This is a genomic window from Candidatus Manganitrophaceae bacterium (assembly GCA_016200325.1).
GTDB lineage: Bacteria > Nitrospirota > Nitrospiria > SBBL01 > Manganitrophaceae > Manganitrophus.
In genome coordinates, this window is record JACQEZ010000019.1 from 429,912 (window position 1) to 454,945 (window position 25,034).

The following is a 25,034-nucleotide window of genomic DNA, read 5'->3' on the forward strand; positions in this document are numbered from 1 at the left end:
TCCTTAGAAAGTCACCTTGACGCCGCCATAGCCCGAGCGCCCCGCCGTCCCATAACCGGTCACCTCCTGATATTGCCGATTAGAGAGGTTTTCAAGTCGGGCGAAGAGGGCGACATTTTTATTGAGGGTGTAGGTCCCGGCGAGATTGGCGACGGTATAGTCGCTCATTGGAATCTGTCCGACATCAAATCGCTTTCCGACATAGAGAACCTGGAGCACCAGGCGAAGGGGGTCGATGGGCCGCACGGTGAGGCTCCCGCTGGCTTTGTGGCGGGGTCGTCGAACCAGCTCCGCCCCGGTCTCCTCGTCCTCTGTGTTCATCAGGGTGTAATTGGCCGAGAGCAAAACCCTCTCGATCGGTTTCGCCGAGACCTCAAACTCCCACCCGTTGATCTTGGCCCGAGCGACGTTCTCGGGAGCCCCGATGAAAGTGGTCGGATCGAAAACAAAAACGATCAGATCTCGGATCCGATTCTGAAAATAGGTGACGTTGAGATGCACCCGCTCATTCGAGAGCGACTGCTCAAAGCCGACTTCCACACTCCGGCTCCGTTCCGGATCGAGATTCGGATTGCTAAAATTTGGAAAGAAGAGGTCATTGATCGTCGGACCATGAAAGCCGGTTCCATAAGCGGCTCGAACCTTGCTCTGCGTTGCGTCGATTAAATAGGCCGTCTCAATCTTGTAGGTCGTCGCATCGCCGTACCGATTGTTATGGTCATAACGGAGCCCCAGGTTGAGAATAAAAGGGAGCGGGCGGAATTGGTTAAACGCATAAAAGGCGTTGTTGACGGTCGCTTCGTCGAAGCTTCCCTCGCTCTTGCCCTGTTGCGACTGATACTCATAACCAACGGTTACCAGATCCTGGCGGCTGACGGCGAGGTCGTGTCTCCAATCCAACCACTTTCGCGACGTGTCGAACTTTGCATTGTTGAAGACATCGGCCGGATCAGGATCGGACAACCGAAGCTGATCGGTGTCATACCCCATTTTTAAATGCTGCTTCCATCCGTCGACGAGCGTCGTCGTCAGGCCGAGCGCGGTCACCCATAATCGATCTTTTTGAACGAAGTTGGGAATATCGACCGGACAGACGAAGGTCACCGGATCACAGCCATCCAGATCACTTTCCGAATGGGTATAACGCGCCGTCCATTCAATGCGTGTCTTCTCGGTGAGATCGAATCCCAGTCTGGTCGAGAGGGTGGTGTTCTCATATCCGTCGTCTTCGGCATTGCCGGCGCGCCGGTCCGCTCGAGAAAATCCCCGGCTGTCTATCCGTCCCGCAGAAAGCGAATAGTCAAACCGCTCAGTCGATCCGCTCACGCCGGCGTTCTCCCGAAAGGTATGATAAGCCCCCGCCTCGACCGATAGAGACGTCGTTGGGGGACCTTGTCCCTTCTTCGTAAAAATTTGGATCACCCCGCCGATCGCGTCCGATCCATACAAGGTACTCTGCGGGCCGCGAATCACCTCAATCCGCTCGATGTTATCGACCGTCAGATCGGAAAAATCGAACGCGCCCGAGGTGGGGTTGTTCACCGGGACCCCATCGATCAGGACCAGCGTATGGGCGGAGTTGGTCCCGCGGGTGAAGACCGAGGTCGTCGCCCCGAGTCCCCCCTGCGCCACCACATCGAGCCCCGGCACTTCGCGGAGCGCATCGGCGACGGTGATCAGATGTTTTTCTTCAATCGTCTTCTGATCGATAATGGTGACGGAGGCGGCCGACTCGCGCAGCGGCACCTCTGTCAGCGTCGCCGTCACGACGACGGGAGGAAAGGTTGGAATCTCTTCAGGGGATGTTTCTTCTGCGCCAACTCGGGTGCCGACGGTGATCAAAACGAGAAATGAACAGAGCAAAACACGGCGATGGAACGGGGTCATGTACCTCTCCCTTCGAAAGGTGAAATGTGATCCTAAAGGGCCCGGTCTCCTGGCTGAGGGCAACCTACTCCCACGCCTTCCCATCCATCAAATGTGGGCGAATGTGGGGCCCGTGCGGTGAAGAGGCGCAAATGCGGCGCCACTTCATCCTCCGATGCCCCACGCCCGCGCTCGCATTGGCGAAGCCAAATGCTCGCTTTACTCGGACAGTGGCCGTTGTGGTTTCGTTCCCATCACAGTTGCGGGGCAGCAGCGGTCTCTCACCGCTTTCCCAATCAACCCTTTAAGTTATTTAAGAAACAATCAGCGCTCCGCTGGGAGCGCTCCGCTTTAAAGCTGAATACGTATCGCTTTCTATCCAAAAAAAATCCCCGCCTTCCAATGGCCGATGGAAGGAGGGGATAGAATGAGTCCACCCTCCTGTCTTGACCATCGCAGACAGGTGTTCTTTCCACTCAGGCAGGTCTTCTGGCTTTGGGATGACCTTACTCCCGGCCCCTTCCCGTCCTTCGCTAAGCTTAGGACAGTGGTGCATGGCCGGTTTCGCATCCCATTACAGCGGCGGGTCCGCTCCCGAATTGCACGGGATTCCCTTTTCAATCTCGACGTGGCGTCGAGATCACCTGAACGGTTTCTTGTGTTGAGAGGCTATTGTATACCAGGTAGGTGAAACGAAATCAACTAAAAAATAAATCTTCGGAGGGCGAGGAAACGTACCTAGAAGTTAATCTCTCACGGAGAGGACAAATTTCTGATTGATATAGAGGATGTATTCCGACTGGACCAGGGGGAAAAATTGAAGCGGCTGATTAAAATAATCTTTGACGCGGCAGAATCCTTCGGGGAGGTTGACGAAGATGTCGCCCCGGATTTCATTTCCCCGGAGCATTTTCAGGGAGACGGTATATTGTTTCCCCAGCGTCATCAGGTCGTCCTGTTCCAAATCGACTCCGACCTTGGCCAGGGCGATATGACGCCGGTTAATCAGCAAGGTCTCGCGCTTTGTTCTTAACGGGATCACCCGCGTCTCGTCATTTAAAAGATCTCCGATCTTCTGGAGACCCGCGTGATGCGCCTCGTAAAGGCGGAGGAAGACCTCCCCCTCGACCTCACTTCCATCGGCGAGCTCGAACAGAACCGAGCGGATCTCTTTCTCAATCCTCCGCTCATCCACGGGCGGGCGCTCCTTGCGTGGCGGCGGCCTGTCCCGGCAAAGGGAAGAGGGCCTTGTTGACGGCGAATTTATGCGCTTCCTCGACGGTGATTTTCTTGGCGGCGAGCAGCGCTTGAATCGCCTGATCCATCAACTGCATCCCCTCTCCTTTACCGGTTTGAATAATCGAGGGGATCTGGAACGTCTTTCCTTCCCGGATGAGGTTCGACACCGCCGTGTTCACCGACATAATTTCCAGCGCGGCGCAGCGCTTTCCATCCACCGTCTTCAACAGGTTCTGGGCAATCACCCCTTTGAGCGACTCCGCCAACATCGCTCGGATCTGCTCCTGCTGGCCCGTCGGAAAGACATTGATGATCCGATCGATCGTTTTTGCCGCGCTGCTGGTGTGGAGTGTTCCATAAACGAGATGACCGGTCTCCGCCGCCGTGATCGCCAGCTCGATCGTCTCCAGGTCGCGCATCTCGCCGACCAGGATAATATCGGGATCTTCTCGAAGGGCTGCCCGCAGCGCGGTGGCAAACGATTTGGTATGTTTTCCCACCTCCCGTTGATTGATCAGACATTGCTGGCTGACATGGACGAATTCGATCGGGTCTTCAACCGTAAGGATATGCTCTTTTTGCGTTCGATTGATATGGTCGATCATCGCGGCGAGGGTGGTCGATTTTCCGCTTCCGGTCGCGCCGGTCACCAAGACCAGCCCTTTTTTAAGATGGGTGAATTTCAAAACCGATGGGGGAAGACCGAGCTGCTCGGTCGTCAAAATCTGCGTCGGGATCATCCGAAAGACGGCGGAGATGCCGAGGCGGCCGAAAAAAATATTGGCGCGAAAGCGCGCCTCCAGCGCAGGGACATCATAGGCAAAATCGATATCGCGGGTTTTTTCGAACTCCTGCTTCTGCGCGTCGTTCATGATTTCATGGAGCAGCGCCTGGTTCTCCGCATGGGTCATTTTTTTATCGTTGACCGGGACCAAGTCTCCCGCCGCCCGCATGAGGGGGGAATTTCCCGGAGAGAGATGAAGGTCCGATCCCTTTTTCTCTCTTAATGCTTTGAAGAGAAGATCGATCTGAGCCATAAGAACTCCAATAGACTGCGAAGACGAAGTCAAGCTTAGCATAAGAAGAAAAATCCGCAAGCGGGATGCAATGAAGGACGGTAATTTATGTGAAGGATAAATACTCGGTGGGAATATGGAAGAAATGTTTTGATCCTAAAACAAGAGCAAAATAAAAGCAGGGGCGGTCCGCCAAACCGCCCCTGCCGTATCGAAGGACCCTGGGAGGAGGAACAGGGGGGGGCCCCCTCCGCAGCAGCTATTTGCCTTCGATGAGCATTAAATCGGGATCTTCCAAATGTTGAATCACCGTGTTCATGAAGCGCGCCCCCTCGGCGCCATAGATCACGCGGTGGTCGAAGGTGAGGGAGAGCGGTAGAATCTTCCGGACGACCATCTCTCCCGACCGGGCCACCACCCGGTCTTGAATCTTGCCGAGGCCGAGAATTCCGACCTCGGGATAGTTGACGATCGGCGTTCCGTAGATCCCGCCGATGACGCCGTAGTTCGTCAAGGTAAACGTCCCGCCCTTCAAATCGGCCAGATCGACCGTACGGGCGAAGGCTTTCTCGGTCAGCGCCGAGATCTCTTTGGCCAGATCGAGAATACTTTTCTCATCGGCTCGCTTGACCACCGGAACCATCAGCCCTTCGGGCGTGTCGACGGCAATCCCGATATTGTAATATTTTTTGAGGAGGATCTCTTCTTTCTCTTCGTCCAGGGTCGCATTGAGGAAAGGATATTCTTTGAGACCGGCAACGACCGCCTTCACGATGAAGGGAAGATAAGTCAGTTTAAAGCCGCGCTCCTCAGCGAGCCGCTTCTTTTTGGAGCGGACCTGCTCGAGCGCAGTTACATCGGCGTCATCGGTGAAGGTGACCGCCGCCACCTTTTGGGAAGACTCGGTCACACGACGCGCCGCACTCCGCCGGACCCCCCGGAACGCGACCCGCTCGATCGGACCGAGCAGACTCGCCTCGGCCGATTGTGGCGCCGGGGCAACCCCTTTTGAGATCTGAGCGGCCTGGTCAATATCCTCGCGGGTCAAACGTCCACCGGGGCCGCTCCCCCGGACCTTCGAGAGATCAACCCCCAATTCTTTTGCCCGGGCCCGAACCGACGGAATCGCCCGGACCTTAAACTCCTCCTCCGCCTCGGTCAGCCGACCGACGACCGAGCCGGCATCTCTTCTCGCTTCCGGCGCCGGCTGTTTTTCCGGCGCTGGCTTTGCGATCGGGGAACCGTCGGTCTCGACGACAACCAGCACCGAGCCGACATGAATGATCTCCCCCGGCTTTCCGTTCAACGCTACGACCTTGCCGGTGTAGGGCGACGGCAGCGTTACCACCGCCTTATCGGTCTCCACCTCCACGAGCGGCTGGTCTTCCTTGACGAACTCCCCATCGGAGACGAGCCACTTGATCAGCTCTCCCTCGGTGATCCCTTCTCCGACATCGGGAAATTTGAACTCTTTCCGCATCTCTAAAATCCTACCACCTGTTCGGCCGCCTCGACGATCTGATCGACATCGGGGAGATAATATTTCTCCGTCTTCGGAAGGGGGATCGGCGTGTCGAAGCCGGTCACCCGCGCGATCGGCGCCTCCAGCGACAGGAGCGCCTCCTCACAGAGGCGAGCGGCAATCTCGGCGCCGAGTCCGCAGGTCTGGGGCGCTTCGTGAATGATCACGGCACGTCCGGTCTTCTCGACCGATCGAATGATCGTTGCGGAGTCGAGCGGCGAGAGGGTCCGCAGATCGATCACCTCCGCCTCGATTCCTTTCTCCGCCATCCGATCGGCCGCCTTCAGCGTCGGGTGGAGCATCGCCCCCCAGGCGATGAGGGTCACATCTTTTCCCTCGGCAACCAGGCGCGCCTCGCCGAGCGGAATGAGATACTCCTCCTCCGGCACCTCTTCTTTAATTGCCCGATAAATCTTGGCCGGCTCAAGAAAGAGAACCGGATCGGGATCGCGCAGCGAAGAGAGGAGCAGCCCCTTCGCCTCCGCCGGCGTCGACGGGACCACCACCTTCAGGCCAGGGGTGTGAACGAAGTACGCCTCGGTGCTTTCCGAGTGGTGCTCCGGCGCATGGATGCCGCCGCCGTAAGGGGTCCGGACGACGAGCGGGCAGGTATATCGTCCGCGGGTGCGGGTCCGAAGCCGCGCGGCGTGCGAGATCAACTGCTCCATCGCGGCATAAAGAAACCCCATGAACTGAATCTCGACCACCGGGGTCAGGCCATAGGCCGCCATCCCGATCGCCACGCCGACAATTCCCGATTCGGAGAGTGGGGTGTCGACCACCCGCCGGTCGCCGAATTGATCGACCAATCCCTCCGTCACCCGAAAGACACCGCCGTCGCGCCCGATGTCTTCCCCCAAGAGGACCATATTCGGGTTGCGCTCCATCTCATGGCGAAGCGCCTGGTTGATTGCTTGGACCAGGTTGAGCTTGCTCACTCTTTCTCCTTTTTTAGTTTTTTGAGGAGTCGCTCTTTTTGTCGAAGGAGATCCGGGGTCGGATGTGCAAAGAGGAAATCGAACATCCCTTCCGGATTCAGGGGGCTAACCGATTCGAATTCATGGACCGCCGCGGCGACCCGCTCCTGCGCCTGACGGCGGGCCGCTTGCTCATCCGATTCCGACCACCCATACTCCTGCGCGATAAAGGCGCGCAGCCGAATGAGCGGGTCTTTCTTCCGCCACGCCGTCACCTCTTGCGGGCTCCGGTAGCGAGACGCATCATCGGCGGTCGTGTGATCGCTGAGGCGATAGGTGAAACACTCAATGAAGGTGGGACCGCCACCGCTCCGCGCTTTATCGAGCGCCTGCTTCACCGCGGTGTGGACGGCGAAGACATCATTGCCGTCAACCTGAATCCCCTCGAACCCATAGGCAATCGCCTTCTGCGCCAGCGTCGCCGAAGCGGTCTGACGAGAGAGCGGCACCGAGATGGCCCAATGGTTGTTCTGACAGATGAAGACGATCGGAAGACGGAAGACGCCGGCGAAGTTCAGCCCTTCGTGAAAGTCCCCTTTCGAGGTCGCCCCATCGCCGAAGAAGGTGACGACCGCAACCGGATCGTTCTTAAATTGGGCCGCCCAGGCGGCGCCGACCGCCTGCGGGATGTGCGTCCCAACCGGGATGGCGATCGGAAAGTCATGCTGTTCTTCAGGGATGGCGCTTCCCCGCTCGTCGCCCGACCAGTATTGATAGATCATTCGCATCGGAAGGCCGCGGAGGAGCGAGACGCCCGGCTCGCGAAATGCGGGAAAGACCCAATCGGAGGGACGGAGGGCCGCCACGGCGCCGACCTGGGTCGCCTCCTGTCCCTGAACCGAAGCATAGGTGCCGAGCCGTCCCTCGCGCTGAAGGTTCAGCGCCTTCTCATCGAAGGTCCGGATGAGCAACATCGCCTCATAAAAACCTTTTACCTCTTTCTCATCCTTTTTATCCACACCGGACCAGAGGTCTCGATCGACCCGGCCCGCTTCGTCTAAAATTTGAAGAAATTCAACCTTGAATTGATGAAGCACTTTCTTCGGCATTCACCCTCCTTCACGCTGAATTAATTATAACACAACCTCTCTTTCATTTGCCTTCACCCGCCTGATCAGAAGCGATCATCGCACACTGCGGGCCGCTTGAGAAGAGAGGGGGTTGTGTTATAATGACGTTTGGATTCAGGAGCACTTTTCATGACGCAAAAAGTTGTCATCGTCAGCGCCGTCCGAACGGCGATCGGGGCCTTCCAAGGCGCGCTCGGTTCCCTCTCTGCGACAGCGCTCGGCAGCCGTGTGATTGCAGCCGCGGTTGCGCGTGCAGGGCTCCAACCGGGGCAGGTCGATGAAGTGATCATGGGAAATGTTCTCTCCGCCGGACTCGGACAGGCCCCGGCGCGACAGGCGGCCCTCGGCGCCGGCCTCACCGACACCGTCCCCTGCACGACGATTAACAAAGTCTGCGGCTCCGGGCTGAAAGCGGTCATGATCGGCGCGCAGTCAATCGCGCTCGGCGATGCGAACATTATCGCCGCAGGCGGCATGGAGAGCATGACGAATGCCCCGTATCTGTTGGAGCGCGCCCGGTCGGGCTACCGGCTCGGCCATGGGACGTTGGTCGACAGCTTGATTAAAGACGGGCTCTGGGATGTCTACAATGACTTCCACATGGGGGTCGCCGCGGAGCGATGCGCCGAAGAATATCATCTGAGTCGCACGGAGATGGATGACCTCGCCGCCGAGAGTTACCGGCGCGCGATAGCGGCCCAGCAGCAGGGAGATTTCAAAAAAGAGATCGCGCCGATTGAGATCGCCGGCCGTAAAGGACCGACGACCTTCGCAGAAGACGAAGAGCCGAAGCGGGCCGACTTCGAAAAACTCCGCAAGCTCAAACCGGCGTTTGAGGGCGGGGGGAAAGTGACGGCGGGGAATGCCTCTTCCCTCAGCGACGGCGCCGCCGCGACCGTCCTGATGTCGGGCGAAGGGGCCGCGCGTCTCGGAATCTCCCCCCGCGCCGAAATCGTCGGATATACCATGGCGGCAACCGCACCGGCCCGCTTCACCGTCGCGCCGGCGGCGGCGATTGCCGCCCTCTTGAAGAAACATCACCTGACCCCCTCGGAGATCGACCTCTTCGAGATCAATGAGGCGTTCGCCGCCTCGTCGATCGCCGTGATCCGCGACCTCGGAATTGATCCGCAGAAGGTGAACCGCCGCGGGGGGGCGATCGCCCTCGGTCATCCGATCGGCGCGAGCGGGGCGCGCATCCTGACCACCTTGATTCATCTATTAGAAGACCTCGACCTCTCCCGAGGCGTCGCCAGCCTCTGCATCGGCGGGGGAGAAGCGGTCGCGATGTTGATTACCCGTCGCGTCGGTAAAAAATAACAGCTCAATTCGATTGTGAGGAAGGTTGAATGGAAGTAAGCATTATTGGCGTGGTCGGCGCAGGACAGATGGGGAGCGGCATTACGCAGATCGTCGCCACCGCGGGATACCATGTCCTCCTCTATGACCTTGAACCGAAGTACCTAGAGACCGGGGTTGAACGAATCACCGAGGGGCTTAACATGGAGGTCAAGAAGGGAAAGCTGACCGAGTGGCTCCGTGAGAAGACCCTGAAGAACATTAAAATCACGACACGGCTGGAGGACATGGCCCATTGCCATATGATCCTCGAAGCGGCGCCGGAGCGGGAAGAGGTAAAAATGGAGGCGTTCGAAGTCCTCGATACCGTCTGTCCCAAGGAGGTGGTCTTTGCCACCAACACCTCTTCTATCTCGATCACCCGGCTCGCCTCCGTGACGCACCGGCCCGACAAGTTTATCGGGATCCATTTCATGAACCCGGTCCCCCTGATCGATCTGGTCGAAATCGTCCGCGGCTGGCAGACTTCCGATGCGACCTTTCTGCAGGCGAAACACTTCGTCGAGAAGCTCGGAAAAACCGTCGTCGTCGCCAAAGACTCTCCCGGTTTTATCATCAACCGTATCCTGATGCCGATGATCAATGAAGCGATCTTCGCCGTCATGGAAGGGGTCGGCACGCCGCAAGACATCGACACCGCGATGACGGTCGGCACACGCCATCCGATCGGTCCGCTCGCGCTCGCCGACCTGATCGGGCTCGACACCTGCCTCGACATCATGGAGGTCCTCTACACCGAATTCGGGGACAGCAAGTACCGACCGGCCCAGCTCCTTCGGAAATATGTCGAAGCCGGTCTCCTCGGGAGAAAATCGGGGCGCGGCTTCTATATATATAGGAAGGAATCAACCAAAGAGGAATCGAAGCCGTGAATCTGCAGCGCACCGAAGAGCAACAGATGGTGGTCGAGACGATTAAATTATTTATCGAAAAAGAGGTCGCGCCGGTCGCCGCTAAGATGGATGCCGCCTCGGAATTCCCCCATGCGCTCGTGAAGGCGCTCGGTGAGATGGGCTTGATGGGTGCGTTTATCCCGGTGGAGGAAGGGGGCTCCGGGATGGACCTTCTTACCTATATTTTAGCGATGGAAGAGGTCTCCAAAGCATGGGCCTCCCTCGGCGTCATCATGACGGTCAACAATTCGCTTGCGTGTGACCCGATTCATCGTTTCGGGAACCCCGCGCAGAAGCAAAAATACCTCGCTCCCCTCGCACAGGGGCGGCTTCTCGGCTGTTATGCGCTGACCGAACCGGGCGCCGGCTCCGACGCCGGGGGAATTGCGACCCGGGCGCGCCGGGACGGCGGCCATTACCTCCTCAACGGGACCAAGCTCTTTATTACGAATGGAAAGCAGGCCGATGTCGCCATCGTCTATGCCGTGACCGACCCGACGCGGGGGAAGAAAGGGATCTCGGCCTTTATTGTCGAGAAGGCGTTCCCCGGCTTTCACGTCGGAAAGATTGAAGACAAGATGGGATTGCGCGGCTCCGACACCGCCGAGCTGATCTTCCAAGAATGCCGGGTTCCGGCGGAAAATCTCCTCGGCGTCGAAAATGAGGGGTTCAAGATCGCCCTCTCGACCCTCGACGGCGGCCGGATCGGGATCGCGGCGCAGGCGCTCGGCATCGCGCAGGGGGCGCTCGATGCGGCGGTGGCCTACGCCAAAGAGCGAAAACAGTTCGGTCGACCGATCGCCGAGTTTCAGGCGATTCAATCCATGCTCGCCGACATGAAAACCGAGATCGACGCCGCCCGTTTGTTGACACACCGGGCCGCCTGGATGCGGCAGCAGGGCCGGCCGGTGACAGCGTGGGCCGCCCAAGCCAAACTGTACGCCTCGGAGATGGCCAACCGGGTCGCCTACAAAGCGGTCCAGATCTTCGGCGGCTACGGCTTTATCAAAGAATTCCCGGTCGAGCGCTTTTATCGCGACGCGCGAATCACCACCCTCTATGAGGGGACGTCGGAAGTGCAGCGGATGGTCATTGCACGCCACCTTATGCAATCGGTCAGATGAAGAAAAAGACGACGGAACGTCAACCTAAATTTACCAACCTCTCCAACATCGAAATCGACCGGCTCTACACCGACCGATCGACCCGATCCCTCGATCCTCAGAACGATCTGAATCAACCTGGAAAATTCCCTTACACCCGCGGCGTCTATCCGACGATGTACCGAGGCCAGCTCTGGACGATGCGGCAGTTCTCCGGCTTCGCCTCCGCCGCCGAGACCAACGAGCGCTATCACTACCTTTTGAGCCAGGGGCAGACCGGCCTTTCGGTCGCGTTTGATCTCCCAACGTTGATGGGGTATGACTCCGATCACTCGAAGTCGCTCGGCGAGGTCGGAAAGTGCGGCGTGGCGATCGACACGATTCACGACATGGAACGGCTCTTCGACGATATCCCGCTCGATCGGGTCAGCACCTCGATGACAATCAACGCGCCGGCGATCGTCCTCTTCGCGATGTACCTCGCCGTCGCCGAAAAGCAGGGGGTTCCCTTCCAGCAACTGCGCGGAACGCTTCAGAATGACATTTTAAAAGAGTACATCGCTCAGAAAGAGTGGATCACCCCGCCCGCCCCCTCTTTGAAGCTGATCAACGACACGGTCCGGTTCTGCGTGGAGGAGGCCCCGCTCTTTCACCCGATCAGCATCTCCGGTTATCACATCCGGGAGGCGGGATCGACCGCGGTGCAAGAGCTCGCCTTTACCCTCTATGATGGACTGACCTACGTCGGATCGGCCATTCAATCCGGCTTAAAAGTAGACGCCTTCGCCCCGCGGCTCTCCTTCTTCTTCAATGCCCACAACGATTTCTTCGAGGAGATCGCCAAATACCGCGCCGCCCGGCGGCTCTGGGCGCGCGAGATGAAGCGGCGCTTCCATCCGAAAGACCCCCACTCGTTGATGCTCCGCTTTCACACGCAGACCGCCGGCTGCACCCTGACGGCACAACAACCCTACAACAACATCGTCCGGGTCGCCCTCCAGGCGCTGGCCGCCGTTTTGGGCGGAACGCAGTCTCTCCATACCAATTCGATGGATGAGACCTACGCGCTGCCGACGCAGGAGGCGGTGACGATCGCCCTTCGGACCCAGCAGATCCTCGCGCAGGAGACCGGCGTCGCCCACACGGTCGACCCGCTCGGCGGATCGTATTATATCGAGTGGCTGACCGATCAAATGGAAAAAGAGACGCGCCGCTACTTTAAAAAGCTCGACGCGATGGGGGGGATGCTTCGCGCCATCGAGAAGGGATTCCCGCAGCAGGAGATCCACCGCGCCGCCGTCGCCTATCAGGAGGAGATCGACCGGAAGGAACGGCTGATCGTCGGCCTGAATGCGTTCGTCGAAAAAGAGGCGCGGCAAATCGAGATTCTAAAAGTCACCGGCGATGTCGAGCGGCGACAGGTCGCTCGGCTGAAGAAGGTCAAAGCAGCGCGGGATGAAAAAAAACTTCAACGCGCTTTGCAGCGGCTCACCGCGGCCGCGCAGGCCGACGCCTATCTGATGCCGCTGATCCTCGACGCGGTTCGGGCCTGCGCAACGGTCGGGGAGATCTCCGACGTTTTCAGAAAAGTCTGGGGCGAGTACCGCGAAACGGTCTCGTTTTGAAATGAAACTCGGCGCCTTTGAAATTGAACCCTTGACAGACGGCACCTTTCGACTCGACGGCGGGGCGATGTTCGGCGTCGTCCCGAAGGTCCTTTGGGAAAAGCACCATCCGGCCGACGCGCGAAACCGGATTCACCTGGAGCTCGGCGTCCTCCTCGTCCGGGCGCACGGAAAAAATATTTTGATCGACACCGGCATCGGGAACAAAGGGGATGCGAAGTTCAATGAGATCTACGCGGTGAGCCGGACCCCGTCGATCGAAGAATCGCTCGGCCGGAACCACCTCTCCCCCGCCGACATCGGATTGGTCATCAACACCCACTTTCACTTCGATCACGCCGGCGGAAACACCCGGCGCGACGAGCGGGGCCACATCCACCCGACCTTTCCACGGGCAACTTATTTCATCCAGAAAGGGGAGTGGGAGTTCGCCAATACCTTTAACGAGCGGACCCGCGGAAGTTATCTCCTTGAGAATTATGAAGTCTTGCCGAAAGAGGGGCGGCTCGATCTCCTCGAAGGAGACTCCGAAATCCTCAAAGGGATCTCGGTCGTCCGCACCCCCGGCCACACCGCGCACCATCAATCGGTCCTGATCGAATCGAATGGCGAGAAAGCGCTCTTCATCGGCGATCTAATCCCGACCGCCGCCCATCTCCCTCTCCCCTACATCATGGGCTATGATCTCTTCCCCCTCACCACGCTGGAGACAAAGCGGCAATTGTTGGAGCAGGCGTATGAAGAGCATTGGCTCCTCATTTTTCAACATGACCCCAAAATTAGGATCGGCTACCTGAACAAAAAAGAGGGACGATACACGCTGGAGGAGGTTTCGTATGGCTAAAACCGCAACCCAGCGGACTTCGTCAAAATCATCCACTCGACAAAAACCGGTCGAATGGCGAAAGCGGGTGCTGCTCGCCAAGATCGGTCTCGACGGACATGATCGAGGGGTCAAGGTGGTCGCCCGCGCGCTGCGTGACGGCGGAATTGAAGTGATCTATCTCGGCCTCCATCACACCCCCGCCGAAATCGTCCTCTCGGCAATCCAAGAAGATGTCGACGCCATCGGCCTCTCCCTCCACTCCGCCGCCCACATGACCCTCTTCCAAGAGGTCCTCAGGCTGCTAAAAAAAGAGAAGGCCACCGACATCGCCCTCTTCGGCGGCGGCATCATCCCGGAAGAAGACATCCGCGACCTCAAAAAAAAGGGGGTCCGCGAAATCTTCACCCCCGGCACACCGCTAGAAGAAATCGTCCGATTTGTAAAAGAACTCAAAAGATAAGAGTGCAGAGTGAAGGAGAGGAAAGAACGGTCAGCCATTGGCTAAAAGATTAAAACCTCAAGCTGACTGCTGAACTCGGTCTTCTTCAAAGCGCCTGCGCGTCGAGGAGGTCCTGTGTCCGCCACTCTACTGCGTTTTTGATCAAACGTTTCCATCTACCCTTTCAGGGCGCATGTCTGAGGCGCAGTCCGCACTGCTTTATGTGCGGTCGCGCCGAGTTCGGCCGCAGGGGGGCCAGGGGGTTCCACCCCCGGCGTCTGGGGAAGCCGGAGGGGGCGCGACGAGGCGCCCCCACGGTGGGGTTTGGGGTGAAACCCCACGACCCTCGAACCTTCCCCTAGAAATCAGCGCCCCGAATAAACGACCTTCCCCTTCTTCAAAACCTGCTCCACATGATTGACCCCAAAGAAATAAGGGAGCTGCTCATAATGCTCCAGATCGAGAATCAACAGGTCCGCCTGCTTCCCCACCTCCAAGCTCCCGACCTGGGCCTCCAGCCCCACCGCATGCGCCGCATTGATCGTCGCCGCAGAAATCGCCTCCGCCGCCGTGAGCTTAAAATCGCGCACCGCCAGATGAATGATTTCTTGCATCGAAAGACAGGGGGACGAGCCGGGATTAAAATCGGTCGCCAACGCAACCGGCACCCCCCCCTCCACCAACGCCCGCACCGGCGGAAAAGAGGCCGCCCCTAAAAAATGAGAGACCCCCGGCAACAGCACCCCGACCGCGCCGCTCTCCGCGAGCAGCGGCACCTCGTCCGGCCGAATATGATCGAGATGATCGACCGACCGCGCACCGAACTCCGCCGCCAGGCGCACCCCCCCTTGATCGGAGAACTCTCCCGCATGAAGCTTGATTCCAAATTGATTCTGCCGGGCCGCCTTTAACACGCGCCGGCTTTGCTGATAGCTGAACGCCCCCTCCTCACAGAAGACGTCGCAGAACGCCGCCCGAGATCGAACCGACGGGAGCATCTCGACGACCTGATCGACATAGGCCTCCGGCCGATCGGCATACTCCTTTGGAATTGCATGGGCTCCTAAGAAAGTCGGAACGAGATCGAGCGGCAGCCGTTTTTGCAATTGCGCGATGACTTTCAAGATCTTGACTTCGTTTTGAAGATCGAGACCATAGCCGCTTTTGATTTCGACCGTCGTCGTCCCGCAGGCAAGCATCTTCTTCAGATAGGCCTCGGCCCGCTCCGTCAGCGACTTCAACGAGGCGGTCCGGGTCGCTTCGACCGTGCGGAGGATGCCCCCTCCTCTCTTGAGGATCTCTAGATAAGGAACCCCGCGTAGTTTCTCGGCCCATTCTCCTTCGCGGCTGCCGGCGAAAACGGCATGGGTGTGTGGATCGACAAAGCCCGGCAGGACGACGCTCCCTTCCGCATCGATCTCCCGCCGGGCCGGGCCCTTTCTGCGGTACTCCTTCTGCGTACCGACCCAAGCAATCTTTCCACGGGAGGTCGCCACCACCCCGTTTCGAATCAACCCAACCTCGGAGAGCGCCGGCCCGCGCTTGGGCCCGCCGGGAGAGGCGACGGTGAGGAGTTCGCCACAGCCGACGATCGCCAGATCAAAGACCGGGGTCATGGTCCTCTCCTCTCATAAAATGCAACGTGAAACCATCACGCTCCCTCACATTGATTTTTTGGGTTTTCCTGTGATATACCACACTCACATCCAATTTCAAAGGACGATCTGCTTGCCTGCAGGAGAGCGTTATCCCTGCCGGCTCAAGCCTTTGCCTTTTCCCTGGAGAGTGAGAATGCGCGTTCCCGGTTTACGTCCCTCGTCCGACAAGGTCGGCGGCCTGGTCTACTTCGGCAGGATGCTCGATAAAATTCGCCTGCAAGCCCAAAACAAGCTTCCGCTCGACTATCATAAAAATCTCGGCACCGGATTCGACGGCCGCTGTGTGAGGTTCCTGCGCATCGATTATATGACGCTGGTCAATCGCGTCATGCAAGGAGGAACCGACGAAGAGATTTTAGGCTGGTGCTTCAGCCAGGGACGACAACCAAATGCCGAGGAGATCGAAGTGTGGAATGGATTTATGAGCAAGCGGGGTTGGAACGACGAAGCAACGGAAGTGTTGGAGAAGATGAAGCACGACCGCGGCTTCGCAGACCGGGCCGACATCCGAACGATGTTTGAATTTCACAAGGCAGACGAAGAGGACGATTAAAGGTTTGCAGTTGATCAGACCTCCTTTCCTGAAATCCACCCCTCTGCCAGCCTACAATCCCTGAGGTTTCAAAGAGCGCCGCGCCCTCTCGGCGTTCCATTCTCGGCAGGTATAGAACCATCCTTCAGATCGGAATATCCAGAAAAGGTGTTATATTTGTAATTCTGAGAGGGATGGCAGGCTCTTCGAAGCTCATCAGATCTTTTATTCTTAAGTAAAACCGCGATCGATCAGTTTCGATACTCCCGGACCAGAATTCAGTTTAATGAAATCGTTATCTTAAAATGCTGTTTTTCATAAGTCATGGAGTAGGTGGGATGAAGATCCAGCACTGGGCACTCGTTATTTTAGTACTTTTATCAGCCTCCTTTTCTCAAGCGGAGGATGGGGTCACAGACAAAGAGATTCTGATCGGCATGTCCAATGGCCAGACCGGACCTATTTCCGAAAACGGCAAGATGATGAAGGAAGGGGCGACGGTCTACTTCAACAAGGTGAACGCCGCCGGAGGCGTTCAGGGCCGCAAAATCAGGCTGCTGGTTTATGACGACCTCTACCAGGCCCCTGTTGTGTTCGCGAACACCCGCAAATTAATCGAGGAAGAGAAGGTGTTCGCTTTGTTCGGGTATATCGGTTCCGGAAATTCAGCGGCGATCGTGCCGATCATCACCCGAGCCGGCGTCCCCTATCTCTTCCCATTGACGGGCGCTGAAATTATCCGCAATCCCGTCAATAAATACGTCTTTAACCTTCGCGCCAGTTATGCGGACGAGATCGAGGTCATGGTCGAGCGGTTGACTGAGGACCTTCATATTCAAAAGATCGGCATCTTTTTTCAGACGGACGCCATGGGGGACGCAGGTCGCGCCGGGGTGGTGCGGGCCTTGCGAAAGCGGAACATGGCCTTGGTCGGAGAGGGCAAGTTTGTCCACGATACCGTTGATGTTGATGAGGCCTTCGAAGCGCTGATCAAGGCGAATCCCGAAGCGGTCATTATGGCTTGCACCTATCAGCCCTGCGCCGCTTTTCTCAAAAAAGCAAAGGCGCGTCGATTCAATCCTAAGTTTTTACTCGTCTCATCGGGCACCGTCCCCTTAATCCACGCGGCGGGGAAAGATGCCGACGGGCTCATTGTGACCCAGATCGTGCCGAATCCAATCGACAGCACCTTGCCGATTGTAAAAGAGTATCTCTCGGACATGAACGCCGCAGGGCGCATCCCCAATCCGGTCAGTCTGGAGAGCTATCTCGACGCCAAGGTTACGGTCGAAGCGCTGAAGAAAACCGCTCCGCTCACGCGTGAGGCCTTTATTTCTACGCTGGAGCAGCTAAAGATGGACGCGGGCGGACTGGAGGTCTCATTCAACCCGACGGACCATCAAGGCTTACACCAGGTCTTTTTAACAAAGATCGAAAACGGCAAAGCGGTGACGATCCAAAACCTCAAATAGGAGACGGTAGACGGTCCCCATTCCATGACCCCTTGCAATCGATCTTCTAAAAAGCATGAAATTTTATTCGGCCGGTCTGCCCCTCGGCAGACCGGGAAGATTCTAGCTGCTGCAACTTCCTCCACGAACGCCAGAGAGACCCTTTCATCTTATCTCTTGCTTCTCGTTACGCCCACCGCTCTTAGAGAGCTGACACTCCCCTTCGCTCCCCCCTTTTAAACCGGTCGGCGGATGATCAAGGCTGAACTGGCACTTGATGATATCACCGCTCAATTGAACTTGGATATGTGAGCCGATGGGCCGATGGGATTGACAATGTCATCACCGCCCCTTCCGTTGAAAAGCCGTGGTCCGAGTAAAAGACCACGGCTTTTCATATTAAAACAGGGACCGGCCGACTTTAACCGCCTCCCCCGCGCGCCTCACCATTTCCTCCTCGGCCGGCACTCTGACCGCCGGCGCTGGGGGAGCCTGCTTTGAGTTTACCGCTCGATGGGTCATTATTGGAAGGGTCGCTCTTTGCACTTCCCGCGGCGGAAGGCCCCGCCCCTTTTCCCGAGGCCTCGATGCAAGGGTTGGTGCCATCAGGCTGCTTGGCCTCCGGTGAGCCGCTTGCTGCACCGGCCGGTGCCATACCGGGGGGGCATTGGACCGCTCCCGCCTTGCTCTCGGCGCTCGCCGAAGATTTTGGGCTCCCTTCGGAGGAAGCGCTTTCCGCAAACGCCGGTATCCCCTGAGACATCACCAACGCAAGAACAAACAATCCGATTCCGAATTCGTGAACTCGCCTCATCTCTTCCCTCCTTTAAATGTAAATGTGATCATTCGTTCCGTTATAAACAGTGCAACTGAAGTGCTCCGTCAAACGAGGAGTGACGTCCGAATGATGGTCGTTATAGCAAATCGAAACGGCCCTCGTGAAGCTGCAAGACCTCACCGTCAGCTCGGCATCTAGAAGCCTGCAACATCCCGTAAGGAGATGCATTTTGCCGAGCCTCATCTATAAGATTAGACAACTTTGTAATCGTGCGTCAATTAATCTGAAAGGATTATTCCGTTTTCCCTGATGGTGTCGTGGCAGGTGAAGTGAGGGGATTTCGCTGTATCGTCTTCTGGAGTAGAAGATCCTCTATCGAAATAGAAGCGCTTTGGAAAATTAATGATCCTCGCCGTCGCCTCCCCTCGACTTGGGCGATCCTCTCGGGGTGGAAAGCGCGTCGGGATTGTCTAGAATCTCATCATTGGTCGTTCGAACACTCGGAGGCCCGCCCGATTTTCTTTTTTATATCTTTTTATATCATTGATGTCTATTTTGGATGTCTATTTTGGAATCTTCACCTTCTTCTTACGTGACGTCTCTTTCGCCTTTTCATACCCCGCATCGACATGCCTCGCCACGCCGATCCCCGGATCGACGGTGAGGACACGGGAAAGGCGCGCCTCGCGGCGCTTCGTTCCATCGGCGACGATCACCATTCCCGCATGAAGCGCGTTGCCGATTCCGACCCCGCCGCCGTGATGGAAGGAGACCCACGACGCGCCGGAAACCGCATTCAACGCAAAGTTCAGCAGCGGCCAGTCGGCAATCGCATCGGAGCCGTCGGCCATCCCCTCCGTCTCTCGATAAGGCGACGCAACGGAGCCGCAGTCGAGGTGGTCTCGGCCGAGGACGACCGGCGCCGACACCTCCCCGCGCCGAATCAAGTCGTTGATCACGAGTCCAAATTTTTCACGGTCGCCATAGCCGAGCCAGCAGATCCGGGCCGGCAGCCCGGTGAACGGAATCTTTTTCTGTGCCAGATCGATCCACCGCTTGAGCGCCCGCGCTTTCGGAAAGGTCGCCTTCAGCGCCTGGTCGATTCGGTAGATGTCTTTCGGATCGCCGGAGAGGGCGGCCCACCGGAACGGGCCTTTCCCTTCGCAAAAGAGCGGCCGGATATAGGCGGGAACAAAGCCGGGATATTTAAACGAGCCGTCCCTATTTTTGATCGGCACCCCCGCCAATGCGGCCTGTCCGCGCAGGTTGTTGCCATAATCGACTGCGACCGCGCCGGCCGTCTGCATCGCCAAGATCGCCTCGACATGGCGGGCAATCGTCTCGAGCGACTTTTGGCGATAGGTGCCGGGGTCATCCTCTCGCAGCCGGTCGAGCGCTGGGAGGTCGCCGATCGGGACATAAGAGAGAAGATCATGCGCCGAGGTTTGGTCGGTCACGATATCGGGAATCTTTCCGCGGCGGACCAGCTCCGGATAAACCTCGCCGGCATTTCCGACCAGTCCGACCGACAGAGGCCGGCCGCTCCGGCAGGCGCTCTTCACCCAGGTGAGCGCCTCATCGAGCCGATCGGTCATCCGGTCGCAAAACCCTTCTTTGACCTTTCGCTCGATCCGCTCCGCCCGAACCTCCACGTTCAGGATCGCCGCCTCGTTCATCGTCGCCGCAAGCGGCTGCGCCCCGCTCATCCCCCCGAGCCCAGCGGTCAGAATCCATTTTCCAGAGAGGGATTCGGCTCGAAAGGCTTGCGTCGCGATCGCTGCGAAAGTTTCATAGGTCCCCTGAAGAATCCCTTGTGTTCCGATGTAGATCCAGCTTCCCGCCGTCATCTGACCATACATCATCAGTCCCATCCGGTCGAGCCGGTCAAACGCCTCAGGCGTCGCCCAGGCCGGCACGAGGTTGGAGTTGGCCAGGATGACGCGCGGCGCCTCCCGGTGGCTCTTCGCGATATAAACCGGCTTTCCGGACTGAACGCAGAGGGTCTCATCGGGCGCCAATTCTCGAAGCGCCTGAACCATCCGGTGATACTCTTTCCAATTTCGCGCCGCCCGGCCGGCGCCGCCGTAGACAACCAGGTTCTTCCAATCAACCGCCACCCGTTCGTCAAGGTTGTTCATCAACATCCGGAGCGCCGCTTCCGCATCCCAGCTTTTGCAGCTTTTCCGGGCACCGATCGGTGCAGAGATCGGCTCTTGAGGCCGGAGCGCCTCGAACATCGGACGACTCATCGTTTCCTCCCCGAGGGTGGGGTTCCCGGACCGCCGGGAGAGGGGGGGACAAATCCAATCACCCTTTTCTCGGCCTCTTTCCGCCGGGCGAGGCCGGCCAGGAAGTGGAGGACCAGCGCGGCCGTCAGGCGCGCCGTCCGCCCCTCCTGATCAAAGACCGGGTTCATCTCCATCAGGTCAAAATAGGCGACCTTTGGATCGACTCCGGCAAGGTATGCGGCGAGCGAGACCTCTTCCGGGGTGAAACCATCGGGAGAGGGGGCGGAGACCCCCGGCGCGAACGCTTGGGCGACCGAATCAAGGTCGATCGAGCAAAAGACTTTCTCCGTGCCGTGCCCGGCGATCTGCAGCGCCTTCTCCACCACCTCGCCAATCCCCTTTTGACGCGTCTCCGAAAGGGAGAAGATCCTCGCTTTTTTGGCGAGAAGGTATTCGAAATGCCCCTTCGCATTGACGAGGCCGTTGCCGCCGACCTCAACAAAATGATCTCCGGAGAGATTCGGGAGCTTCTCAAGGATGTTGCGAAAGGGGGTCCCACTCGTCGGAACACCGTTGAGCGGCTCTCGGACGTCAAAGTGCGCGTCGAGGGTCAATCCGCCAACCGGTCCCGGCGTCCGCTGTGCGAGCGCCCGCACCCCGCCGAAGGTGAGATCATGCCCGCCGCCGAGGAGGATCGGGAGGGCGCCGAGGTCGAGGATCGCCTCCACCGCCTTGGTCAGGCGATGGTGCGTCTGCTCGATCGATTTTTCATCGGGAATCAGATCTCCGAAGTCGGCCAACGAAAGGGTGGTGAGATCGGCCTGCCGTTCGAAGTTGTAGGCGGTGCCGTATCGCTTCAGCTGAAGCCGGATCGCCGAGGGGGCTTCCGCCGCCCCGCCGCGGCCTCCGCCGTGCACCACGCCGGCATCGGAAGGAACGCCCAACAGCCCCGCCCGGATCGGCTGTCCCGCATACGGCGGGAAGAGATGCCGAACCCGTATATCGGTCGTGCCGAGCGGATCGTCATAGATCTGGATCTTGGCCGGTTGCAGATGGGGGATCTTCATTGGTTCTTATTATTGCAAATTGACCTGGGGATGGCAAGAAGCGGCGGCGTGCCATGGGGTTTCAAATGAGTCACGGCCCAAGACGCCAGGACCGCCGGAGGGACATTTAGATTTAGATCGATCAGATCTGTTGAATGAAGAAGGTTAGACGGAGGGAAAGGTTTCGGTCTCTTCTTTTTCTTCAGGCGCGAGGCCGAGAAATTCTTGGTAGTGTTTTAACACCTTCTCCGCATATTTCGTCGGAATCTCCTCCCCCGATTCGACCCACCGGACCACATGGGTCGGCCCATAGTTGTAGGCGGTGAGGGCCAGGGTGAGATCCCCGAATTTGGCATTGAGGGTCGAGAGGTAATGAATCCCCAGCTTGATGTTGGTGAAGGGATCAAAAAGCGGCGCCTCCCCTTTCCAGTCGACCTTGCTCACCTCCGCGACCTCTTTTGCCGTTGTCGGGATCATCTGCATTAACCCGATCGCCCCTTTCGGCGAGGTCGACCAATTATAGAAGGAGCTCTCCGTGGAGATGAGGGCAATGATCAATTCGGGATCAAATTGATGGCGCTGGCTCTCGGCCACGATGAAAATGGCCAGCCGTTGCTCCTCCTCGGCCTGCAGCCCCGTATGAAAGCGCGACAAGATCTTTCGCACCTTCTGTTCACGTGCCGTCTGAAGCGCCTGACGTGCAAACGTGGCCTCGGAGAAACCGAAAGAGAGAGAGGCGATCGGCGAAAATTCCGCCGACAGAGGGTGGAGGAGAAAGAAACCCATCGAGAGGGTAAAGAAGCAGGGCTTGATATATTTTTTAGCTCTTTGAATCATGTCGGGTCACTTTACTAAAAAAGACCGGCGGCGTCAACCCCCCTCGAAAGAGGGAATTGACAATACCTATGTGGAATAGTCAATTATGGAATAGAAAGGCCTTGTGATAAGGAAGAAACGCCGGGATGTGCTACGCGTCCCGTAAGGTCGCAATGGTCACCGCATCCCCCCCTTCGGCCGACTCTCCCGGTCGAAAGTGGCCGATGTAGGGAGAGACGGAAAGAGATTCCCGGATCGCCTTCTTGAGCCGACCGCTTCCATGCCCGTGGACCAGGCGGACTTCCCGTTCGCCCGACAGCATCGCTTGGTCGAGAAACCGCTCCAGAAGGACCAGCGCCTCTTCGACCCGCTGTCCGATCAGATCGAGGGCGAGGCCGGTCGGGCCGGAGTCGGTTTGGCGGAAAGAGGGTGAAGCAGGGGATGCCTCGCGCGTCTCTTCCGCCCCTTGAAGCGCTTCGGGAGAGACCCACAGGATTTGCTGCTCCACCTGGACCCGAACCCGCTTCGATTCGCCGGGCGGGTCGAGCAAGATGCCTCTCTTTCCGAGCGAGAGGATCTCCACCGGCCGGCCGACTTGCAGCGGCGGGGAGGCCGCCGGAGCGGCCGGTGCGATCTTCTCTCCGATTTTCCCCGCAATCGCTTCGAGGGCCCCCTTCCCTTTTTGAATCGACGCGGCCTCTTTTTTCCCTCGCAATGACGCCATCAACACCGCGATCTCCGACCGCGCCTCGGCCACCGCCTCCGAGACCCGCTGGCGGACCCGCTTCTGAATTTCTTTCTCGCTCAGCATCCAGCGCGCCGCCCCCTCTTTCTGTGCGGTCGCCGCCGCTTCGGCCTCTTCCCGCAGCCGCTGCCATTTTTGCCGCTCTTCTTCCACCGTCCGCCGCTCCCGCTCCAGTTCGGCGAGCATCCGCTCCATCGCCTCTTCCTCCGGTTTGAGGCGAGCCCGTGCCTTTTCAAGCAGCGCCGCCGGAAGACCGAGTCGGGATGCGATTTCCAAAGCGGCGCTTCTCCCCGGCATCCCGAGAATCAATCGATAGGTCGGTGCCAGCCGCGTCAGGTCAAACGCCAGGCTCCCGTTTAAAAACCGGGGATCGCTCTGCGCCAGCCCCTTGAGGGAAGGATAATGGGTGGTCGTCACGATCCGCATCCCCCGGTCGACCAGGGCGACCAGCACGGCGGCTGCCAGCGCCGCCCCTTCAGCCGGATCGGTCGACGTGACCATCTCATCGAGCAGCACCAGCGATCCGCGCGGGGCGGACTCGAAAATCGTGACGATTTTTTGAAGATGGGCCGAGAAGCTGGAGAGATCGCGCGAGAGGTCTTGGTCATCTCCAATGTCGGCTATCACCGACGGGAAGAGGGGCATCTCCGATCCCTCCCGGCAGGGGATCGGAAGACCGGCGCGAACCATCAGAGCCAACAGGCCGATCGTCTTCAGCAGCACCGTCTTGCCGCCGGTATTCGGGCCGGAGAGAATCAAGGCCCGCTTTTCCTCCTCGATGACAATGTCATTGGGAATCACCCCCCCTTTCCGCAAAAGAAGGAGGGGATGACGGGCCTCCCAAAGGCGGATCGGCCCCGCTTCATCATGAACCTGCGGGAACGTCGCACAGATCTTCTCCGTCAGGCGGGCCGCGGCGCGGAGGAGGTCTATTTCTATAAACGCCAGCAGGGTCCGCTGCAGCCGCTCCGCCTCTCGCCCGACCTCCTCGCTGAGCGATCGTAAAATCCGCTCCACCTCCCGCGCCACCGCCAGCTGGGCGACGCGGAGCCGGTTGTTCGGCCCGACCAACTCCCTCGGCTCGACAAAGGCGGTGGCGCCGCTCGCCGAGAGATCATGAACGACCCCGCCCTCTTTGTTCTGATGAGCCACCTTGAAGGGGAGGACATACCGGCCGTCCCGCTCCGTGTAGTACGGCTCCTGAAGCAGCGTTTCGTACCGCGCGGAGCGCAGCATCCGATCGAGCTGGTCGGTGAGCGCCTCGCGCGCCTGGTTGGCCTCCGCGGTGAGCGCCCGCAGCGCCGGGGTCGCCCCCTCCTGAATTCTCCCCTCCGGATCGATCGCCGACGCGATCTTGCCTCGCAACCCTTCCAGGGGCTCTAACAAAATCGCCTGCCGAAAGAGACCGGGCGCCTCTTCCTTTTTTTGATTCAAAACCGAGCGGACCGTCTGGGCCTGGTCGAGGAGATCGTGAATGCTCCGCAGCTCCGTCCCCTCCAGCACCGCCCCTTTGATTGCGCGGGTCAGCGCCGGACGGGGATCGGCAAACGCTTCCAAGGGGATGTTCCCCCCCCCTTTCAGGAGCAGAACCGCTTCCCAGACGGTCGCCAACCGCTCCCGGACCGCGTCCGGCCGGTCGAGAAACGGAAGGGCGCGACAGCGCTCCACGGTCATCGAGAAGACCGTTTGACGGCAGAGCGCATCGATCAATTCCGGCCAGCCGAGCGAGTTTAAACTCTGTTCATAAAGACGGCCCGATTCCCCCGATTCCCCCGATTCCCCCGATTCCCCCGATTCCCCCGATTCCCCCGATTCCATTGTCCCATTGCCTTCTTCCATGATTCT

20 protein-coding genes and 2 riboswitches are annotated in these 25,034 nt (G+C 58.6%); of the genes, 8 read left to right on the plus strand and 12 right to left on the minus strand.

Features of this window, described 5'->3' with window-relative positions; all coding sequences use genetic code 11:
- Positions 1-3: 3 nt before the first annotated feature.
- The 6 genes from HY282_16965 to pdhA all read right to left on the minus strand — a co-directional run bounded on the left by HY282_16965 (position 4) and on the right by pdhA (position 7,669).
- Positions 4-1,887 (minus strand): TonB-dependent receptor, encoded by a 1,884-nt coding sequence (locus HY282_16965; protein ID MBI3805441.1) that lies wholly within the window; start codon positions 1,885-1,887, stop codon positions 4-6.
- A 21-nt stretch (positions 1,888-1,908) separates the two neighbouring features.
- A riboswitch (cobalamin riboswitch) is annotated at positions 1,909-2,206 on the minus strand.
- 121 nt (positions 2,207-2,327) lie between these two features.
- A riboswitch (cobalamin riboswitch) is annotated at positions 2,328-2,529 on the minus strand.
- An 82-nt stretch (positions 2,530-2,611) separates the two neighbouring features.
- On the minus strand, positions 2,612-3,061 hold the full coding sequence (locus tag HY282_16970) for a hypothetical protein (protein MBI3805442.1): 450 nt from the start codon (positions 3,059-3,061) through the stop codon (positions 2,612-2,614).
- Positions 3,054-4,142: a type IV pilus twitching motility protein PilT gene (locus HY282_16975; GenBank protein MBI3805443.1), complete on the minus strand. Its 1,089-nt coding sequence runs from the start codon at positions 4,140-4,142 to the stop codon at positions 3,054-3,056. Before HY282_16975 ends, HY282_16970 begins: the two co-directional genes overlap by 8 nt.
- 238 nt (positions 4,143-4,380) lie before the next feature.
- Positions 4,381-5,601 (minus strand): 2-oxo acid dehydrogenase subunit E2, encoded by a 1,221-nt coding sequence (locus HY282_16980; protein ID MBI3805444.1) that lies wholly within the window; start codon positions 5,599-5,601, stop codon positions 4,381-4,383.
- 2 nt (positions 5,602-5,603) lie between these two features.
- A complete protein-coding gene (locus tag HY282_16985; protein ID MBI3805445.1) occupies positions 5,604-6,581 on the minus strand; it encodes an alpha-ketoacid dehydrogenase subunit beta in 978 nt (325 codons plus the stop codon).
- Positions 6,578-7,669: a pyruvate dehydrogenase (acetyl-transferring) E1 component subunit alpha gene (pdhA, locus tag HY282_16990; protein ID MBI3805446.1), complete on the minus strand. Its 1,092-nt coding sequence runs from the start codon at positions 7,667-7,669 to the stop codon at positions 6,578-6,580. Before pdhA ends, HY282_16985 begins: the two co-directional genes overlap by 4 nt.
- Positions 7,670-7,819: 150 nt before the next feature.
- On the opposite strand from pdhA, the gene HY282_16995 reads away from it, so the two are divergent.
- The 6 genes from HY282_16995 to HY282_17020 are packed head-to-tail and all read left to right on the plus strand — an operon-like array spanning position 7,820 to position 13,956.
- Entirely contained in the window at positions 7,820-9,010 is a 1,191-nt protein-coding gene (locus tag HY282_16995) for a thiolase family protein (GenBank protein ID MBI3805447.1), read from the plus strand.
- Between the two features lie 29 nt (positions 9,011-9,039).
- Positions 9,040-9,921, plus strand: a complete 882-nt coding sequence (locus HY282_17000; GenBank protein ID MBI3805448.1) for a 3-hydroxybutyryl-CoA dehydrogenase — start codon at positions 9,040-9,042, stop codon at positions 9,919-9,921.
- Entirely contained in the window at positions 9,918-11,066 is a 1,149-nt protein-coding gene (locus HY282_17005; GenBank protein ID MBI3805449.1) for an acyl-CoA dehydrogenase, read from the plus strand. Before HY282_17000 ends, HY282_17005 begins: the two co-directional genes overlap by 4 nt.
- Positions 11,063-12,670: a methylmalonyl-CoA mutase family protein gene (locus tag HY282_17010; protein ID MBI3805450.1), complete on the plus strand. Its 1,608-nt coding sequence runs from the start codon at positions 11,063-11,065 to the stop codon at positions 12,668-12,670. Before HY282_17005 ends, HY282_17010 begins: the two co-directional genes overlap by 4 nt.
- 1 nt (position 12,671) lies before the next feature.
- The gene (locus tag HY282_17015) at positions 12,672-13,514 is read left to right on the plus strand and encodes an MBL fold metallo-hydrolase (GenBank protein MBI3805451.1); all 843 of its coding nucleotides are present in this window, start codon (positions 12,672-12,674) and stop codon (positions 13,512-13,514) included.
- Complete coding sequence (locus HY282_17020; protein ID MBI3805452.1) at positions 13,507-13,956, plus strand: cobalamin B12-binding domain-containing protein; 450 nt, start codon at positions 13,507-13,509, stop codon at positions 13,954-13,956. Before HY282_17015 ends, HY282_17020 begins: the two co-directional genes overlap by 8 nt.
- Positions 13,957-14,300: 344 nt before the next feature.
- Here HY282_17020 and HY282_17025 read toward each other — a convergent pair whose 3' ends face one another.
- The gene (locus tag HY282_17025) at positions 14,301-15,551 is read right to left on the minus strand and encodes an imidazolonepropionase (protein ID MBI3805453.1); all 1,251 of its coding nucleotides are present in this window, start codon (positions 15,549-15,551) and stop codon (positions 14,301-14,303) included.
- Positions 15,552-15,726: 175 nt separating this feature from the next.
- Between HY282_17025 and HY282_17030 the strand changes: the two genes are divergently transcribed.
- Positions 15,727-16,146: a DUF5069 domain-containing protein gene (locus HY282_17030; protein MBI3805454.1), complete on the plus strand. Its 420-nt coding sequence runs from the start codon at positions 15,727-15,729 to the stop codon at positions 16,144-16,146.
- Between the two features lie 317 nt (positions 16,147-16,463).
- Positions 16,464-17,597 (plus strand): ABC transporter substrate-binding protein, encoded by a 1,134-nt coding sequence (locus tag HY282_17035; GenBank protein MBI3805455.1) that lies wholly within the window; start codon positions 16,464-16,466, stop codon positions 17,595-17,597.
- Positions 17,598-17,997: 400 nt separating this feature from the next.
- On the opposite strand, the gene HY282_17040 is transcribed toward HY282_17035, so the two are convergent.
- The 5 genes from HY282_17040 to HY282_17060 form a co-directional block, all read right to left on the minus strand.
- A complete protein-coding gene (locus HY282_17040; protein ID MBI3805456.1) occupies positions 17,998-18,390 on the minus strand; it encodes a hypothetical protein in 393 nt (130 codons plus the stop codon).
- 527 nt (positions 18,391-18,917) lie between these two features.
- Entirely contained in the window at positions 18,918-20,603 is a 1,686-nt protein-coding gene (gene hutU / locus HY282_17045; GenBank protein MBI3805457.1) for a urocanate hydratase, read from the minus strand.
- Positions 20,600-21,649 (minus strand): agmatinase family protein, encoded by a 1,050-nt coding sequence (locus HY282_17050; GenBank protein MBI3805458.1) that lies wholly within the window; start codon positions 21,647-21,649, stop codon positions 20,600-20,602. Before HY282_17050 ends, hutU begins: the two co-directional genes overlap by 4 nt.
- 144 nt (positions 21,650-21,793) lie before the next feature.
- Positions 21,794-22,465, minus strand: a complete 672-nt coding sequence (locus HY282_17055; GenBank protein ID MBI3805459.1) for a lytic transglycosylase domain-containing protein — start codon at positions 22,463-22,465, stop codon at positions 21,794-21,796.
- A gap of 130 nt (positions 22,466-22,595) precedes the next feature.
- Positions 22,596-25,028: an endonuclease MutS2 gene (locus HY282_17060; GenBank protein MBI3805460.1), complete on the minus strand. Its 2,433-nt coding sequence runs from the start codon at positions 25,026-25,028 to the stop codon at positions 22,596-22,598.
- Positions 25,029-25,034: the final 6 nt, after the last annotated feature.